16 protein-coding genes are annotated in these 16,682 nt (G+C 65.4%); 12 read left to right on the top strand and 4 right to left on the bottom strand.

The genetic code is table 11. The annotated features are described in order from the left end of the window. Nucleotides 1–300 precede the first annotated feature (300 nt). The gene (locus tag CH291_RS04155; RefSeq protein WP_179276439.1) at nucleotides 301–1,869 is read left to right on the top strand and encodes an FGGY-family carbohydrate kinase; all 1,569 of its coding nucleotides are present in this window, start codon (nucleotides 301–303) and stop codon (nucleotides 1,867–1,869) included. On the opposite strand, the gene CH291_RS04150 is transcribed toward CH291_RS04155, so the two are convergent. Then, on the bottom strand, nucleotides 1,833–2,651 hold the full coding sequence (locus CH291_RS04150; RefSeq protein WP_179276438.1) for a DeoR/GlpR family DNA-binding transcription regulator: 819 nt from the start codon (nucleotides 2,649–2,651) through the stop codon (nucleotides 1,833–1,835). The genes CH291_RS04155 and CH291_RS04150 overlap by 37 nt on opposite strands. A gap of 42 nt (nucleotides 2,652–2,693) precedes the next feature. Between CH291_RS04150 and thiM the strand changes: the two genes are divergently transcribed. Beyond that, nucleotides 2,694–3,497, top strand: coding sequence for a hydroxyethylthiazole kinase (thiM, locus tag CH291_RS04145; protein ID WP_179276437.1), 804 nt, complete (start codon nucleotides 2,694–2,696; stop codon nucleotides 3,495–3,497). 183 nt (nucleotides 3,498–3,680) lie between these two features. Further along, the gene (locus CH291_RS04140; RefSeq protein WP_094686865.1) at nucleotides 3,681–4,355 is read left to right on the top strand and encodes an LppP/LprE family lipoprotein; all 675 of its coding nucleotides are present in this window, start codon (nucleotides 3,681–3,683) and stop codon (nucleotides 4,353–4,355) included. Here CH291_RS04140 and CH291_RS04135 read toward each other — a convergent pair. Beyond that, a complete protein-coding gene (locus CH291_RS04135) occupies nucleotides 4,352–4,990 on the bottom strand; it encodes an MBL fold metallo-hydrolase (protein ID WP_068049930.1) in 639 nt (212 codons plus the stop codon). The two genes, CH291_RS04140 and CH291_RS04135, sit on opposite strands and share 4 nt — an antisense overlap. Before the next feature lie 96 nt (nucleotides 4,991–5,086). On the opposite strand from CH291_RS04135, the gene purS reads away from it, so the two are divergent. The 3 genes from purS to CH291_RS04120 are packed head-to-tail and all read left to right on the top strand — an operon-like array spanning nucleotide 5,087 to nucleotide 6,399. Then, nucleotides 5,087–5,338, top strand: coding sequence for a phosphoribosylformylglycinamidine synthase subunit PurS (purS, locus tag CH291_RS04130; RefSeq protein ID WP_094686792.1), 252 nt, complete (start codon nucleotides 5,087–5,089; stop codon nucleotides 5,336–5,338). Beyond that, nucleotides 5,335–6,012 carry a phosphoribosylformylglycinamidine synthase subunit PurQ gene (purQ, locus tag CH291_RS04125; protein WP_094639287.1) on the top strand — a complete coding sequence of 226 codons (678 nt, stop codon included), beginning with the start codon at nucleotides 5,335–5,337 and terminating at the stop codon, nucleotides 6,010–6,012. The genes purS and purQ overlap by 4 nt, the downstream gene beginning before the upstream one ends. A 36-nt stretch (nucleotides 6,013–6,048) precedes the next feature. Beyond that, nucleotides 6,049–6,399 carry a VOC family protein gene (locus tag CH291_RS04120; RefSeq protein ID WP_094639288.1) on the top strand — a complete coding sequence of 117 codons (351 nt, stop codon included), beginning with the start codon at nucleotides 6,049–6,051 and terminating at the stop codon, nucleotides 6,397–6,399. A gap of 124 nt (nucleotides 6,400–6,523) precedes the next feature. Here CH291_RS04120 and CH291_RS04115 read toward each other — a convergent pair whose 3' ends face one another. Beyond that, a complete protein-coding gene (locus CH291_RS04115; RefSeq protein WP_068049926.1) occupies nucleotides 6,524–7,420 on the bottom strand; it encodes a hypothetical protein in 897 nt (298 codons plus the stop codon). 58 nt (nucleotides 7,421–7,478) lie between these two features. On the opposite strand from CH291_RS04115, the gene CH291_RS04110 reads away from it, so the two are divergent. Beyond that, nucleotides 7,479–8,786, top strand: coding sequence for a M18 family aminopeptidase (locus CH291_RS04110; RefSeq protein WP_094686791.1), 1,308 nt, complete (start codon nucleotides 7,479–7,481; stop codon nucleotides 8,784–8,786). Nucleotides 8,787–9,007: 221 nt separating this feature from the next. Here CH291_RS04110 and CH291_RS04105 read toward each other — a convergent pair whose 3' ends face one another. After that, nucleotides 9,008–9,772, bottom strand: coding sequence for a nucleoside phosphorylase (locus CH291_RS04105; RefSeq protein WP_256980722.1), 765 nt, complete (start codon nucleotides 9,770–9,772; stop codon nucleotides 9,008–9,010). 113 nt (nucleotides 9,773–9,885) lie between these two features. Between CH291_RS04105 and purL the strand changes: the two genes are divergently transcribed. From purL to purF, 5 genes are all read left to right on the top strand, one after another. Next, nucleotides 9,886–12,177, top strand: a complete 2,292-nt coding sequence (gene purL / locus CH291_RS04100) for a phosphoribosylformylglycinamidine synthase subunit PurL (RefSeq protein ID WP_094686790.1) — start codon at nucleotides 9,886–9,888, stop codon at nucleotides 12,175–12,177. An 83-nt stretch (nucleotides 12,178–12,260) separates the two neighbouring features. After that, complete coding sequence (locus tag CH291_RS04095) at nucleotides 12,261–13,988, top strand: alpha/beta hydrolase (RefSeq protein ID WP_256980738.1); 1,728 nt, start codon at nucleotides 12,261–12,263, stop codon at nucleotides 13,986–13,988. Then, complete coding sequence (locus tag CH291_RS04090) at nucleotides 13,985–14,572, top strand: CPBP family intramembrane glutamic endopeptidase (RefSeq protein WP_094686788.1); 588 nt, start codon at nucleotides 13,985–13,987, stop codon at nucleotides 14,570–14,572. Before CH291_RS04095 ends, CH291_RS04090 begins: the two co-directional genes overlap by 4 nt. A gap of 5 nt (nucleotides 14,573–14,577) precedes the next feature. Beyond that, entirely contained in the window at nucleotides 14,578–14,964 is a 387-nt protein-coding gene (locus CH291_RS04085) for a sterol carrier family protein (RefSeq protein WP_094668891.1), read from the top strand. A 126-nt stretch (nucleotides 14,965–15,090) separates the two neighbouring features. After that, entirely contained in the window at nucleotides 15,091–16,653 is a 1,563-nt protein-coding gene (purF, locus tag CH291_RS04080; protein ID WP_068283319.1) for an amidophosphoribosyltransferase, read from the top strand. The last annotated feature ends 29 nt before the right edge of the window (nucleotides 16,654–16,682 follow it).

The raw sequence follows: 16,682 nt of genomic DNA, 5'->3' as shown, positions 1-16,682 counted from the left end.
CTCTTCGAAAGCCATCGGCCGCACCAGGCGGGGACGGTGACCGAGGGAGCTCGTGTTCGAGCGGCGCCGGGTTGAGAGGAACTGTCTTCGTGTTTATGCCGGTTTGTGCGGCTTAGTGACGAAGTTAACTCACGCTGGAGTGGCAGTCAACATCTACCGGGCGGTAATATCTGCGACTTCAAACCCCATTTCACTAGGCAACTTGGTGAACCTGTGTGATCCTTGTCATCTAGTCCTGAGGCGGTAGCCCTCCGCATGGGATCGCAAGAGCTGCATTAATCCGCAGCCGGGATGGTGGTCATGGAGCAATACACTGTCGGCATCGACGCCGGCGGAACCTTCGTCAAAGCGGGGCTGTTCGGCGCGAACGGGCACGAATTGGCCGCATCGAAGGAACGAAGCCCGCACTCGACGTCCAGCGGCGGCAGGCGTGAACAGGATCCCGATGCACTGTTCGGTGCCGTGTGCTCCGCGGCGCAGGCCCTGCTCCGCTCGTCGGGCATCGGTCCGCGCGACATCGCCGCGATATCGGTCACCGGCTACGGCAGCGGGTTGTGGCTGGTCGACGAGCACGGCGCGGCGCTCGGGAACGGCATCCTCTCGACCGATGTCAGGACCGAACTCGAACCCGCATCTGCACTGGACGAGGTCACGGCAGCACGGGTTGCGCACATGGTGTCGCAGCGAGGGTGGAGCGGACAGACCGCGGCGTTGTTGAGATGGTTCGACGAGCACGAGCCGTCGATGCTGCCCAGGGTGCATCGCGTCCTTGCCTGCAAGGACTTCATCAGGTCTCGATTGTGCGGGGACATGTCCACCGATCACACCGATGCCGGGCTGACCGGCTTGTGCGACATCGAGCGAAATTCATGGTCGGAGGACGCACTCGACTTGCTCGGACTCTCGCAGTGGCGCGCCGTGTTGCCGAGTATCGGGCCGGGCGCAGAGAAGGTCGGCGTGGTCACCGCCGTGGCCGCCGAACTGACCGGATTCGCGGTGGGCACCCCTGTAATTCGGGGAGTGGTCGACGTCGCCGCGTGCGCTGTCGCCTCACGGGTGCTCGACAGGAGCCACATGTCCGTTGTCGCAGGAACATTCGGAATCGATCAAACGCTGCATCGACGCCCCAGAACCAGCAGGCCCCCGTTGCTCCAGTGCCGGTACGTCACGGGGGAGGTGTATCTCGCGAGCGAAGGCGGGATCACGTCGGCGAGCAACCTCGAATGGTGTTGTCGCTCGCTGTTCGGCGGACCGGCAGACGACGCCAGGAGCCGAGGGGGAGACCTCTATCGGATGTGCGACGAGGCCGTGACTCGCGCGTATGCCCGAGATCGATTGGGCGACATGATGTTCTTCCCGTATCTGTTCGGTGGACCCGGGGGCGCGCCGGCCGGTCTGCTCGGGGCGGTTGCCGAGGACGGGTTCGACGAGGCGGCGCTGGCTGTGTACGAGGGAATCGCCTACGCGCACAGAGCGGATATCGAGTCGCTCCTCGAGGGCGAGGACGCAGCTCGGCCGGGCGTCGTCCGGATGTCGGGGGGTGCCTCGCTCAGCCCGATCTGGCCGCAGATATTCGCCGACGTTCTCGGACTGCGCGTGGACGTCGCCGACCGAGGGGAAATCGGGGTCCGTGGCGCTGCGATCACAGCTGCGGTGGGAATCGGGATGTTTCCGGAATTCGCCTCCGCTGCATCGGCATTCACGCCTACGCTGCGATCCTACGAACCCGATCCGCAGCAGGTGGCGGTGATGGCTGTTCGATACGCGCGCCATCGTGCAACGACCACGGCACTGGCTGCGGTCTGGAGCAGAGGGTATTCGGTCGACGATCGCTATTGCGCCCGGTCCGTCGTAGCAGCGGATGCCTGACCGCCCTGTTCGATGTCGTCGACGGAGATGCACTCGACGCCGCTGTCGCGATACTGCCGCAGGAGTGCGGGATCGAGGCCGGGCTCGACCGCAAGCGTGGTGATCGCCGAGAGCGGAGCGACCTGGAATGCGCCGGAATAGCCCAGCTTGTCGCTGGTGCACAGGACGATCGATCGGTGGGCCCCCTCGATCATCGCACGTTTGATCTGTGCTTCCTCGTACTCGAAATGAGTGACACCGGAGTCGACGTTGATACCCAGAATGCCGAGGATCGCGACATCGGCATTGATCGACTCGTAGGTCTTGAGAGTCTGCGCGCCCACTGTCACCATGGCGTTCTTCAGGAGGCGACCCCCGACCACGACGACCTCGCAGTGGGGATGTTCCGCGAGGTTCACCGCGGTGGACGGGCTGTGTGTGACGAACGTTGCGCGAAGTTGGGGGTCGAGCTGCTTCGTCACCTCGATTGCCGTCGTACCGCCGTCGATGAGAATCACCTGGCCGTCCTGTAGCAGGCTTGCGGCAGCACGGGCGACGAGCGACTTGGCCGACGCCTCCTGGCCTCGCCGATCCCGGTAGTCCTGGCGCAACGTGGACACCACCAGCGCTCCGCCGTGCACACGCTTCAATTTTCCTTCCGCTCCGAGCTCGTCCAGATCCCGGCGAATGGTGTCCTCGGAGACGTCGAACGTGACGGCGAGTTCGGAAGACAGAATCTTGCCCGTCGTGCGCAGTAGCTCGAGGATTCGGAAGTGCCGCTCGGGCTTGAGGAGTGTGGCCACCAGGGCATCGTATCCGTCGACCGCGGTCGTAGACTCGGATCGATGAGTGCTTCTAGCGTGACCCTGGACGACGTCGCCCACGCACATCGACTTCTACGTGAACGTAATCCGCTGGTTCAGTGTCTGACCAACACCGTGTCGGTGCAGTTCGTCGCGAACGCGCTGTTGGCCGCGGGTGCCGCTCCGGCGATGGTGGACAACCCCGAGGAAGCGGCCGGCTTCGCCGAGATCGCCGACGCGGTCCTGGTCAATCTCGGGACTCCGACGGCCGCGCAGGTCGAAAGCGCTCACCTGGCGTCGGCCGCAGCGAGGGCAGCGGGGAAGCCGTGGGTTCTCGATCCGGTGGGAGCAGGTGGTCTGCCGTGGCGCACCCAGGTGGCCGTCGAGCTACTTGCCAACCGGCCCAGCGTCATTCGCGCCAATGCGTCGGAGATCATGGGGCTGGCAGGTGCGGACGGCGGATCGCGAGGAGTGGATTCGTCTGCGCAGGTGGCGGATTCGGTCGATGCGGCGAGATCTTTGTTGGATCGAGCGGACGTGGTGGCGGCATCGGGGGAGACCGATCACATTCTCGGCCCGGATGTCATGGTGAAGGTCGGCGGCGGAAGTGCACTGCTGCAGCGGGTTACCGCGACCGGATGTGCGCTCGGTGCGCTGACGGCTGCCTACTGCGCGGTGTCACCGAGTGCTTTGATCGGTGCCGTCGCGGCGCACGCGCATGTCGCGGTGGCGTCGGAGATCGCTGCGCGGTCGACATTGCGGCCGGGGTCCTTCGCCGCCGCGTTCCTCGACGGCCTCGACACGGTCGACGAGTCAGCACTACGTGAATTGGTTCGGCTCGACTGACGGGTGCAACTCGCGCTCCACTCTGCCGCACTATCCGCCGGAAATGTCGCGAAATGTGCGCGTAGTGGTGCGAAAATTGCAGACCGCCTGGATGTAACGGCACCTTGACCGAAACGTGATGTAACGGAACACGTTTGCGAGCGGACATACCTGGCGTCGGGCAAATCGAACCAGGTGGTCTTCATGAAACGACTTCTCCTCGTCATCATCAGTGCGTTCGCTCTCGTCGCGTGCGGGAACTCGAACGAACCGGGCGCAGCGCCGGCCACCACCGCGCCTACTACAGCGCCCCCGGCGAGCACCCAGCCCCAGGCCGCCCAGCCGCAGCCCGAGGCGAGCCGGCCGACAGTCGACACCGGGGCAGTGGCGCCCGACGGCCCGATCGACTGGAATACCGAGGAACTCCCCGAGAACAACTCCCTGCCCGACGCCGAACAGCATGCACCGGGTTCGGAGTACCCCATTTGCCTGGGGCTGGACTCCACCAGGGTGGTCGACGCAGTCGCGTCCTTGCCGGACTACTTCCCAGGCGAGCCCTGGATCGCAACTCAGATCGGCGACCAGTGCGCCGATTTCACCTGGGTGCGTGCCGATGCCGGTGGCACCGCGTCATCACCGACGCACATTCTGTTCTTCGCAGGTCACAACTACGACTACCTCGGCACCGCGACGCTCGAGCCCACCTCGTTCACCTCGGTGATCGGTCAGACTGCCGACACCGTCACGGTCGACTACCGCTGGCCGGTGGGTGACGACGCGTTCGCCAACCCCACCGGCGGCCCGGTGACGATCGATTACCGCTGGGACGGGACACAGGTCACCATGATCGGCACCCTCCCGCCCGAGGTCACCGGCTAGATCGAGACGGACGATTCCTCGGGAAGCTCGCGGATTTCGGCGTCGGACATCTCCTTGAAGCGGCCGTAGTAGACGCCCCTGGCCTGCTCCGCGACGATGGCCTGGTGGATGGGGAATGCCATCCTGGGGTTCACTGCTCGCAGGAATTCGACGGTCTCGGAGAGCTTCGACCACGGCGCGGCAGCGGGGAGCGCGAGAACCTCGACCTGCTGCTCGGGGACGAACAGCGAGTCGCCCGGGTGGAACAGCTGGCCCGGATTCTCCGGAGTGCCGAGCAGGTAACCGGTGTTGTCGATCTCCGGCAGTTCGGGATGGATGACGGCATGGGTGCCGCCGACGCCGGTGACCGTGATGCCGCCGACCGTGAAGGCCTGACCCGCGGGAGCCGGAGTCCACTGGCCGCCGAGTTGGCCTGCGGTCATCGGATCGGCATGCAGTGCCGCACGCGGATTCGCCTCGACCAGAGCGGGAAGTCGCTGAAGATCGACGTGATCCGGGTGCTGATGGGTGACGAGGATCGCGTCGAGTCCGGTGATGCCCTCGAACCCGTGAGAGAACGTGCCGGGATCGAACAGCACGGTGGTGCCGTTGAGTTCGACGAGAACGCAGGAATGTCCGAAGTGTGTCAGCCGCATGGTCCCCACAGTAAGCGCGGTTTCGCGCCTCCCGCCAGGGCTGCGTAGACTCCCACCTGCCGGTAACCAGCCGTACGTATTTCAAGGAGCGCTTTCGTGGCCCGAGTCGTTGTCGATGTCATGCCCAAGACCGAGATTCTCGATCCGCAGGGTCAGGCGATCGCCGGTGCACTGGGCCGTCTTGGCATCTCCGGTGTGTCCGACGTCCGCCAGGGCAAGCGTTTCGAACTCGAGGTCGACGACACGGTCGACGACGCCGAGCTCGAGAAGATCGCGGAATCGCTGCTGGCCAACACCGTCATCGAGGACTGGACAGTCACTCGCGTGTCGGTAGAGCCCGCCGCATGAGCGCCCGCGTAGGAGTCATCACCTTCCCCGGGACTCTCGACGACGTCGACGCCTCTCGTGCGGTCACCCTCGCCGGAGGAGAAGCCGTCAGCCTGTGGCATGCCGATGCCGATCTGAAGAACGTCGACGCCATCGTCGTCCCCGGCGGATTCTCCTACGGCGACTACCTCCGCGCCGGAGCGATCGCCCGCTTCGCCCCCGTGATGGAGTCCGTCGTCAAGGCCGCCGAGGGCGGTATGCCGGTTCTCGGTATCTGCAACGGATTCCAGGTTCTGTGCGAAGTGGGCCTGCTCCCCGGCGCGCTGACTCGCAACGAAGGGCTGCACTTCGTCTGCCGCGATCAGTGGCTGGCAGTGGAGAACACCGACACCGCGTGGTCGTCGCGTTACGAGCCCGGTGCTGAGATTCTGATTCCGGTCAAGAATGCCGAGGGTCGATTCCAGGCACCGCAGAACGTGCTCGACGAGCTCGAGGGTGAGGGCCGGGTGGTCTTCCGTTACAGCGGAAGCAACCCGAACGGATCACAGCGCGGGATCGCCGGGATCTCCTCGGCCAACGGTCGAGTCGTCGGTTTGATGCCCCACCCCGAACACGCCACCGAGCCGCTCACCGGACCGAGCGACGACGGCCTCGGCATCTTCTATTCGGCACTGGACACGATCGTCAACGCCTGACTCGAACGTGTCGGTGGTCGCGGTTACTGTGCCGCCATGACACTGAACTTGGCGATGATCACGTTCGACACGACCGACCCGGGACCGCTCGCCCGCTGGTGGGCCGCGCAGGCGGACGGAACGATCGTGGAGGAGAACGACGGCTGGTTCTACGTCGTCGAACTCGCGTCGGCACCGTATCGAATGGCCTTCCAGAAGATCGACGACCCGACGCCAGGCAAGAATCGCGTCCACCTCGACATGACCACCGGTGACCTCGACGCTGAGGTCACGCGGCTCGTCGAGGCGGGTGCAAGCGAAATTGCGCAGCACACCATGGGCGACTTTCGCTGGGTGACACTGACCGATCCCGACGGCAACTCGTTCTGCGTGTCCGGTTCGCACTGAGCGGCGGATGCCCGCCCAAGCTTGGATGACGCTCGTGGTCGGCTGGGACGTCTTTGCGATGCTGCTGCGGGACGGCCCACCACCCCGCCGCCCGAACAGCGGGTCTACCGGCACGTGACCGCGGTCAGGCCGCGGCCGCCGGCAGCTCAGCCAAGGTAGCGGCGAAAACTCCCGTGGGCCCGCCCGATACGTCGCAGTACTCGCCGTCCCGCCAGAAGAACACCGAGCGTGACAGTGGGCTAGGCGTGTCACGAGTGAACATATCTGCCAGCTCGGCGAGCTCGGCTGCTGCCGCGAGCGCCACGTCGGCGTTGCGAGGCCGGTGAAAAATGAACTCGTAGGCATTGGGAACGACGAACAATACGCCGTACAGACATTCGCCGAGGTGCGCGGAGATCAGCGTGGTCATATCGGCGACCTTCGACGCGAGGTAGATCGAATCACCGCTGAGGACCTCGATGTCGACGCTGTTTCTGCTGAGAACTCGGCCGTCCTCGAATTTCAGCGCTGCGGTGTTCCTTCGGCCGGCGGCCCAGGCGGCGTCCAGGTCTCGGCCGACAAGATGCCGATCTGCCAGTGTCACAGCGCGATTCGGAGAAGACAGGTTCAGCACCCGTCGCGGTGCGCCCGGCACGTCGAGTAGCGGGACGGAATACTCGTACTCGCACTCACCCATAGCCGCCAGGGCGGACGGAGCGATGACGCGCTCGCGCAGCCTCGAGTAGAACTCGTCGTCCGACAATCCGGTGAAGAACGTGGGATCCGCCTCGCGCATCATCTCGATCATGAGGTCGACATAGCCGGCGATGATGCCGTCCCACGCCGATCGACTCACCCCGGAGCACCGGGCGAACACATTGTTCAGTGACATGCGAACGCCCGAGCCCACCGCCAACGTCGTCGCATCCTCGCGGTGAACCACCACCCCACGCTTGCGAAATGCTTCGATCGTCTTCATCCGCACGATGGCGAATGTGGTCGCATGAACTGCGCCGTAATCAGGCAGAGAATGAAATTTCATGAAGTCGTCCCCCCGGTCGGTGTGTGCTCTCGAGGTGTTCGACGCGGCGGCTGCCACAATGGTTCCCATGTCGACTCACGCCTCCGCAACCGGTCTCTGCAACTTCGTCGACGTCTCTCCGTCACCGTTCCACGTGTGCCGGACAGTCTCCGTCCAACTCGACGACGCAGGATTCGTACGGCTCGACGAGACCGATACCTGGCCTACGGAAGCAGGCCGCTACTACCTGATCCGCGGCGGATCACTGGTTGCCTGGAGTACCGAGCGCAGTAGTTCGGGTCGTTCCGCAGGCTCCACTCCTGATGGCCCGTTCCGTATCGTCGGCGGACACACCGACAGCCCCAACCTCCGCGTGAAGCAACATCCCGATCTGCAATCCGCGGGCTGGCAGATGGTGGGCCTCGAACCGTACGGCGGTGCCTGGCTCAACTCGTGGCTCGATCGCGATCTGGGCATTTCCGGCCGGCTGAGTGTGCGCGACGGAAACGCGGTGCGCGAAGTTCTGGTGAAGGTCGACGAGCCCATTCTGCGAGTCCCGCAGCTCGCTATCCACCTTTCCGAGGATCGCAAGGGCGTCACCCTCGATCCGCAGCGACACGTCAATGCCATTTGGGGCGTGGGCAATTCGCCACAATCGTTCATCGCATACGTAGCGGAGCGAGAAGGCGTCGACCCGCATTCGGTACTGGGTTGGGAGTTGATGACGCACGATCTGGCTCCCAGTGCCGTTGTGGGTGTCGAGTCCGAACTGGTCAGCGCGCCACGTCTGGACAATCAGGGCACCTGCTACGCCGGGACTCAGGCTTTGCTTGCCGCAGTGGACAATCCGACCGCTGTCACGCCGGTGCTGGCCCTGTTCGACCACGAGGAAGTCGGCAGTATGTCCGACCGCGGCGCGTTCTCGGATCTGCTGAACACCGTGCTCGAGCGCATCGTGCTCGGACGCGGCGGCGGCCGTGAGGAATTCCTGCGCACGATGGCCGGATCCATCTGTGCCTCGGGCGATATGGCGCACGCGACGCATCCCAACTACCCGGACCGGCACGAGCCCGCGCATCGCATCGAACTCGGTGGGGGACCGGTGCTCAAGGTCAACCAGAACCTGCGTTATGCAACGGATTCCGCGGGTGCCGGTGCCTTCGCGCTCGCCTGCGATCAGGCCGGAGTTCCTCTGCAGCGCTACGTACATCGAGCCGATCTGCCCTGCGGCTCGACCATCGGACCCATCACTGCGTCGCGCACCGGCCTGTCCACGGTGGACGTCGGCGCAGCGCAGCTGGCCATGCACTCGTCGCGAGAGTTGATGGGAGCCAGTGACGTGAAGTCCTACGCCGACGCGTTGGCGGCATTCCTGGCCCCAGTCTGAGACCGTTCGGCGGTCGCAAATGCGCGCGCATTCGTCAGGTGCTCGCGGATTGGTGACCTGAGCTGGGGCGATTTCGCGCGCGTGTGGCAAACGCGCGCGCATTTGCGGGGGTCGGGTGTGGGGGGTAGGCGGCGGAGGTGAGTCAGCGACCCGGTGAACCAGAACCAGCAACCCAGTGAATAGGAATCAGCAACCCAGTGAACCGGCAACCCGCGTCTCGGCTAGATCGGGCTCAGTTGCAGGCATGCATCGGCTGCGAGCCAGAACAACTGTTCGCGCACTGTCGTGGCCTTGGTCCAGCCGCGGTGGTCCCAGTCGGCGGCGAGGGAGTCACCCGCGTACAGCAGTTGCGCGAATCGCACTCCGCGGAATCGGGCGACGGCGCAGAAGGCCGAGGCTTCCATGTCGACGGTTCGGCAGCCTTCGTCGACGCGGCGGGAAACGCGCGCACGGGTCTCGCGGTAAAGCGCATCGGTGGTCCACGAGCGGCCGGTGACGAAGTCGACTCCGGCGTCTGTGAGCACGGATTGCAGCACGGCAACTCCTGCGGGATCGGCGTCGACGATCCGGCCCGGCGGTAGGTAGTGGAACGAGGTGCCCTCGTCACGCAGGGCGCTGTCGACCACCATCACGTGTCCCATGCCCAGGTCGTCGGACAGTGCCCCCGCGCCGCCGACGGCCACGAACTGGGTGCATCCCATCGCGATGGCCTCTTCGAGGAACAGCGCTGCCAGCGGAGCGCCGACGCCGGGGTGGAAGACAGCAAGTTTCTCCCCGTTCCGTTCGATCTCGTAGACGGGATGTTCGCCGTGCTCGGAGCGCATGATCGAGACGACTCGGGCGTCGCCTTTCGCGCAGATGCTCTCGATCACCTCGGAGAAGAAACAGACGACGGCTTTCGGCGGTACGTCGACTCCCTTGGCCACCATCGACGGGTCGATGACGCCCGATTCGTCCAGATCGTTCTCGGTCAGCGCGATGTCCATCAGGTGATGTTCGCACGACCGAAGAGTGACCCCGCACGACCGATGCCGTACATGTCGCACGGTCCCGATAGACTCTCCCTGGCATTTCGCTCCATCGAAGGGACCTATTCCTCGTGTCCGCTAGCTCTGTACCCACAGACACTGTCTCCAACGCCGTCGCCACCCCCGACGTAGCGCAGCCGTACAAGGAACTCGGACTCAAGGACGACGAATACGTCCGCATCAAGGAAATCCTCGGCCGTCGGCCCACCGACGCCGAGTTGGCGATGTATTCCGTCATGTGGAGCGAGCACTGCTCGTACAAGTCCTCGAAGGTGCACCTGAAGTACTTCGGTGAGACCACCACCGACGAGATGCGCAAGCCCATGCTCGCCGGTATCGGTGAGAACGCGGGCGTCGTCGACGTCGGCGACGGCTGGGCCGTCACGTTCAAGGTCGAGAGCCACAATCACCCGTCGTACGTCGAGCCCTATCAGGGTGCGGCGACGGGCGTCGGCGGCATCGTCCGCGACATCATGGCCATGGGCGCTCGCCCGATCGCCGTCATGGACCAGCTGCGATTCGGTGCTGCCGATGCACCCGATACGCGCCGCGTCCTGAGTGGCATCGTCGCAGGCGTCGGTGGCTACGGAAACTCCCTCGGCCTCCCCAACATCGGCGGCGAGACGGTGTTCGACGCCTCCTACGCCGGTAACCCGCTGCTCAATGCTCTGTGTGCCGGTGTCATGCGCGTCGAGGACATGCATCTCGCGTTCGCGTCGGGCCTGGGCAACAAGATCATTCTGTTCGGCGCACGCACCGGTCTCGACGGCATCGGCGGCGTGTCCGTGCTCGCGTCGGAGACCTTCGACGGCGACGAGACCGGCGGGGGCCGCAAGAAGCTTCCGGCAGTCCAGGTCGGCGATCCGTTCACCGAGAAGGTGCTCATCGAGGCCTGCCTCGAGCTGTACTCCAACAAGCTCGTCGTCGGCATCCAGGACCTCGGCGGTGCCGGGTTGTCCTGTGCCACTTCGGAACTCGCGTCAGCGGGCAGTGGCGGTATGCACATCGAGCTGGAGAAGGTGCCGATGCGCGCCACCGGCATGACGCCCGCCGAGGTGCTCTCGAGCGAATCCCAGGAGCGCATGTGCGCCGTGGTGACTCCCGACAACGTCGACGCGTTCATGGCCGTCTGCAAGAAGTGGGACGTTCTGGCCACGGTGATCGGTGAGGTCACCGACGGTGAACATCTGCAGATCACCTGGCACGGCGAGACGGTCGTCGACGTTCCGCCGAAGACCGTCGCGCACGAGGGCCCGGTGTACAACCGTCCCGTGCAGCGGCCCGCTACCCAGGACGATCTGGTCGCGAACACGACTGCGTCGCTGCAGCGTCCAGAAACCGGGGACGAGCTGAAGGCGACGTTGCTGAAGATGATCGGCTCGCCGCAGTTGTGCAGCCGACGCTTCATCACCGAGCAGTACGACCGCTACGTGCGCGGCAACACCGTCCTCGCCGAGCACGCCGACGCAGGCGTCATCCGCATCGACGAGAAGACCGGTCGCGGAATCGCTTTGGCCACCGACGCGTCGGGTCGCTACACCGCACTCGATCCGTATCGGGGTGCGCAGTTGGCGTTGGCCGAGGCGTTCCGCAACGTCGCCGTCACCGGTGCGACCCCGAAGGCCGTCACCAACTGCCTGAACTTCGGCTCACCCGAGGACCCGGGCGTCATGTGGCAGTTCGAGCAGGCCGTGCGCGGATTGGCGGACGGCTGCGTCACCCTCGGCATTCCCGTGACCGGCGGCAACGTCAGCTTCTACAACCAGACCGGTGCCGAGCCGATCCTCCCGACACCCGTCGTCGGTGTACTCGGCGTCATCGACGACGTGCATCGCCGCATCCCCACCGGCCTCGGACTCGAGCCCGGCGAGACGCTGATCCTGCTCGGCGAGACCTATGACGAGTTCGACGGGTCCATTTGGGCTCAGGTCGAGCACGATCACCTCGGCGGCGTGCCACCCAAGGTCGATCTCGCCCGCGAGCAACTGCTGGCAGACATTCTGCTCTCGTCCTCGCGCGACGGATTGGTCTCTGCGGCACACGATCTGTCCGAGGGCGGCCTCGCTCAGGCCGTCGTCGAAGCCGCTCTGGCCGGTGAAACCGGTTGCCGCATCATCCTTCCCGAGGGTGCCGATCCGTTCGTGACACTGTTCTCCGAGTCCTCGGGCCGCGTACTGGTCGCGGTACCGCGCACGGAAGAAACTCGCTTCACCGGCATGTGCACCGCCCGCGGTCTGCCGTGGGCGCGCATCGGCGTCGTCGACGAGGGTTCGGATTCGATCGAGGTGCAAGGGCAGTTCTCCGTCCCGATGACGGAGCTGCGCGAGACGTTCGAGAGCACTCTTCCCAGACTCTTCGGCTGACCGAGGTGGGGGGACGCACATCGGAGCAGCGCCACGACGAGGTCGACGCGACACTCGAGCAGGACCAGCATCATCGGTACCACCTGCCCTCGGTCGAGTTCGTCGTCCCCTCACCCGCCAAGCATCCGTTCGTCATGTGGGCCTGGGGCCTGCTGCGCCTGGACTTCACCGGAATTGCGTTCAGCGCGTTGTTCTTCTGCTGGTCGTTGACTCCGTCTCTGCTCCCTCGTGGATGGCTGTTCCAGGGCATCATCGGCGGTATCAACGCGGCCATCGGTTACGCATTCGGCGTCGCGGTGGGGTGGGCCGTCACTCGGTGGTGGCTCTCGTCCCGATCGTGGTGGCCGTTGCCGCGCAAGGTCGAGCTGGCCGTCAAGGCTGCCGTTCCTGTCCTCGCGATCGCGGCGTCGATGATCATGCTGGCGATCTCGGCGGAATGGCAGCGTGAGCTGGCCGCTCTGATGGACGCGGAGGGAACCACCACGACGGGGTATTTCCGCACCGGCGCGCTCAGCATCGCCATTGCGGCCCTGTTGATCTCGGTGTGGCGGGTGTTGCGTGACTTCGTTCGTCTGCTCGCCCGTCAGATCAACCGCGTCGTGAAGATGCCGCGCGAAGTGGCCAATGCGCTCGGGGTCGTCGTCCTCGTCGTGTTGTCCGTCGCCCTGGTTCAGGGTGTCCTGCTGCGCGCGGTCTCCGAGGTCACCAACTCCGTGTTCAGTCTGCAGAACGACGAAACCCGGGACGGCGCAGAACAACCCGTCGCCGACGAACGCTCCGGCAGCCCGAACTCGTTGGCGCCATGGGACACCCTCGGATTCGAGGGTCGCAACTTCGTCTCCAGCGGACTACGGGCCGACGAGATGGAGCGGGCAACGGGCCGCCCCAGCCTCGAACCGATCCGGGCATACGCAGGCCTGGAAACGGCAGAGACCCAGGACGAGCGACTGAACATCGTGGTCGCCGAACTCGAACGCACCGGGGCATTCCAGCGCGCGGCTCTCGTCGTCGTCCCGACCACCGGAACCGGATGGGTCAATCCCACCGCCATCGAAGCCGAAGAGCTCATGTTCGACGGCGATGTCGCCACCGTCGCATCCCAGTACTCGTACCTGCCGAGTTGGATCTCCTTCATCGCGGAGGGAGACAAGGCCGCGCAGGCAGGCAGAGCTCTGATCGACAAGGTGCACGACCGCTGGCTGGAGGAACCGGAGGCCACGCGCCCGAAGTTCTACGTCTACGGCGAGAGCCTCGGTACCCAGGCGGGTGAAGGAGCGTTCGACGGTCTGGCCGACATCCGGGCCACCACCGACGGCGTCCTGTGGGTTGGACCGCCGAACAACAACCGCATCTGGAGTCAGTTCGTCAGCCGACGCGACCCGGGAAGCCCGGAGGTGCGGCCGGTCTACTCCGAGGGACTGACGGTCCGATTCGCCGACAACTCGTCGGGTATCCCGCCAGAGGATCAGCCCTGGTACGAGCCGCGGATCCTCTACGTCCAGCACGCGTCGGATCCGGTGGTCTGGTGGTCACCCGACCTGCTGTTCGAGCGTCCCGACTGGCTGTCCGAGCCACCGGGGCCGGACCGGCTGCCGAGCATGCGATGGTTCCCGGTCGTGACCTTCTGGCAGGTGGCCGCCGATCTGACCAACGCCGCGGGCGTTCCCGACGGACACGGCCACAACTACGGAACCCTCGTGCTCGACGGCTGGGTGGCCGTCGCCGCGCCCGAGGGGTGGACCGACCGCGACACCGAACGAGTCCGCGGAGTCATGGAGCAGTTCGCCGGCCGAGACGGTCCCGAGAAGTGAGAACCGCAGTGACGGCCGGAATCGCGACGACGGCGTGGAGCACTTACCTCCTTCCCGCGCTCGGTCTCGATGCCCGTGGACGGGCAGTGGCCAACGCGTCGTTCGCCGTCGGTGTGGCTGCACTGTCTCGAACGAGCGCAGCAGAGCTGGGCCTGCGCAATTTCGCTGCCGGCCTGAAGTGGGGCGCTGCGGCGTCGGCGGTGCCGGTGCTCGGCTCTGCCGTCGTGGCCGCGATTCCCGCGTTGCGACGCCGCGTCCGGCCGTCCGAGGACGAACTGGCCGAGTGGGTCCTGTTTCGCATCCCGGTGGGAACGGTACTGACCGAGGAACTGCTCTTCCGCGGTGTGCTCGACGCCGCGTCGCCCGCTCTGTCGCCGATCTTCTTCGGGCTCTGGCACATTCACCCGGCCCGCGCGGCGGGTGACACCGTGGTCGGAACGGTGGTGGCAACGGCAGCGGCCGGTGTGGTGTTCTCGTGGCTTCGAGCCCGCAGCGGCAGTGTGCTCGCCCCGGCGCTGCTGCACTACTTTCTCAACGCCAGCGGCGCTGTGCTGGCGCATCTCGCAGCGGACGACAGGAGTTAGACGCAGTGCCACCGCACAAGGAAGTCGGCCCCGCCGAGGTACGCGAGGCCGTTCTGGCCGTCGAGCAATGGATCAAGGGTGAGGCGGACAAGCCTGCGCGGGCGCAGATTGCCGCCGCGGTACGCACCACTGCCAGAACTCTCGGCCAGAATGCGCCGGGGTCCTCGGTGGAGGTGCGGGTACCGCCGTTCGTCGCGGTGCAGTGCATCGTGGGGCCGCGTCACACCCGGGGGACACCGCCGAACGTGGTCGAAACCGACGCGCTGACGTGGCTGCAGGTGGTCACCGGAATCCGGGATTTCGCCGAGGCCCTCGCCGACGGTTCGATCGATGCATCGGGCAGTAGAGCGGCCGAAGTGGGTCGCTGGCTGCCACTGTTGTCCATCAGGTGATTCGCTCCAATTCCGGCACTGGTTCACCTACTGGGAATCTCCCGTCCACACGATGCGTTGACTCCGGTCGTGTGCCCGTAGACTCAGGCACGGCCCCCCGCCCCGTCCCCCAAGGGAGCAATGCCCGTGACCAACGCCGATTTGTCGGTCGACAGTCCGAATCTTCTGCTAGGCAAACCCCTCGACGAACCGGAGAACGAGCCGCGCGAGGAGTGCGGTGTGTTCGGAGTGTGGGCACCGGGCGAGGATGTGGCCAAGCTCTCGTACTACGGCCTCTATGCGCTGCAGCACCGTGGCCAGGAGGCTGCCGGCATCGCAGTGTCCGACGGTTCCCAGGTGTTGGTGTTCAAGGATCTCGGTCTCGTCAGCCAGGTGTTCGACGAGCAGACGCTCGGTGCGATGCCCGGGCATGTCGCCATCGGGCACTGCCGCTACTCCACCAGTGGTTCGGTCACGTGGGAGAACGCGCAGCCGATCTTCCGTACCACCACCGCCGGGACCGGTATTGCACTCGGCCACAACGGGAATCTGGTGAACTTCGCCGAGCTCGCCACCAAGGCGCGCGACGCAGGGCTGATCAGCGACCGACTGCAGGGCAACGGCACGTCGGATTCCGACGTGGTGACCGCGCTGCTGGCGCACAAGGCAGCCGACTGCACCATCGAGCAGGCGGCGATGGAACTGCTGCCTCTGCTCAAGGGTGCCTTCTGTCTGACGTTCATGGACGAGCACACCCTCTACGCCGCGCGTGATCCGCACGGCGTTCGACCGTTGTGCCTCGGCCGCCTCGATCGCGGCTGGGTGGTTGCCAGCGAGACTGCGGCACTCGACATCGTCGGTGCCGCGTTCGTCCGCGACATCGAGCCCGGTGAACTGCTCGCGATCGATGCCGACGGTGTTCGGTCCTCACGCTTCGCGGCTCCCGAGCCCAAGGGGTGCGTGTTCGAGTACGTGTATCTCGCTCGTCCCGACAGCGTCATCGGTGGTCGTTCGGTGCACTCGACGCGTGTCGAGATCGGACGTCGTCTCGCGAAGGAACATCCGGCCGAGGGGGACCTGGTCATCCCGGTGCCCGAGAGCGGAACTCCCGCTGCGGTCGGTTTCGCGCAGGGCTCCGGCATCCCCTACGGCCAGGGCTTGATGAAGAACGCCTATGTGGGCCGCACGTTCATTCAGCCGTCGCAGACCATTCGTCAACTCGGCATCCGGCTCAAGCTGAATCCTCTCAAAGAGGTCATACGGGGCAAAAGGCTGGTGGTGGTGGACGATTCGATCGTTCGCGGCAATACCCAGCGCGCCCTGATCAGGATGCTGCGCGAGGCCGGTGCGCTGGAGATTCACGTGCGAATCGCGTCGCCGCCGGTGCGCTGGCCCTGCTTCTACGGCATCGACTTCGCTTCTCCCGCAGAGCTGATCGCCAACGGTGTCGATTCCGAGGACGGAATTCTCGAGGGTGTTCGGCAGGCGATCGGTGCCGATTCGTTGGGGTACATCTCCATCGACGGCATGATCGCGGCCTCCGAGCAGCCTGAATCCCGGTTGTGTGCAGCATGTTTCACAGGCAAGTATCCGATCGATCTGCCGGCCGACAACGCACTCGGCAAGCACGTTCTCGAGGGTCTGCTGGCCTCGGCCGCCGGGCAGCCGGTGGACAACGACGCGAACGTGAGTGCTCTGAGTCGTCCCTGAGCAGGGCGTTCCTGCGAGGGAACAGCAGG

The sequence above is a fragment of the Rhodococcus sp. 14-1411-2a genome (genome assembly GCF_002259485.1).
Classification (GTDB): Bacteria; Actinomycetota; Actinomycetes; order Mycobacteriales; family Mycobacteriaceae; genus Rhodococcoides.
Note: the sequence above shows the minus strand (reverse complement) of the source record. Positions and strands in the feature narration are given on the sequence as shown.

Bases quoted from the DNA above. Each gene is read 5' to 3' on its own strand.
- CH291_RS04155 (WP_179276439.1), top strand. From the start codon at position 301: ATGGAGCAATACACTGTCGGCATCGACGCCGGCGGAACCTTCGTCAAA.
- thiM (WP_179276437.1), top strand. From the start codon at position 2,694: ATGAGTGCTTCTAGCGTGACCCTGGACGACGTCGCCCACGCACATCGA.
- CH291_RS04140 (WP_094686865.1), top strand. From the start codon at position 3,681: ATGAAACGACTTCTCCTCGTCATCATCAGTGCGTTCGCTCTCGTCGCG.
- CH291_RS04135 (WP_068049930.1), bottom strand. From the start codon at position 4,990: ATGCGGCTGACACACTTCGGACATTCCTGCGTTCTCGTCGAACTCAAC.
- purQ (WP_094639287.1), top strand. From the start codon at position 5,335: ATGAGCGCCCGCGTAGGAGTCATCACCTTCCCCGGGACTCTCGACGAC.
- CH291_RS04120 (WP_094639288.1), top strand. From the start codon at position 6,049: ATGACACTGAACTTGGCGATGATCACGTTCGACACGACCGACCCGGGA.
- CH291_RS04115 (WP_068049926.1), bottom strand. From the start codon at position 7,420: ATGAAATTTCATTCTCTGCCTGATTACGGCGCAGTTCATGCGACCACA.
- CH291_RS04110 (WP_094686791.1), top strand. From the start codon at position 7,479: ATGGTTCCCATGTCGACTCACGCCTCCGCAACCGGTCTCTGCAACTTC.
- CH291_RS04105 (WP_256980722.1), bottom strand. From the start codon at position 9,772: ATGGACATCGCGCTGACCGAGAACGATCTGGACGAATCGGGCGTCATC.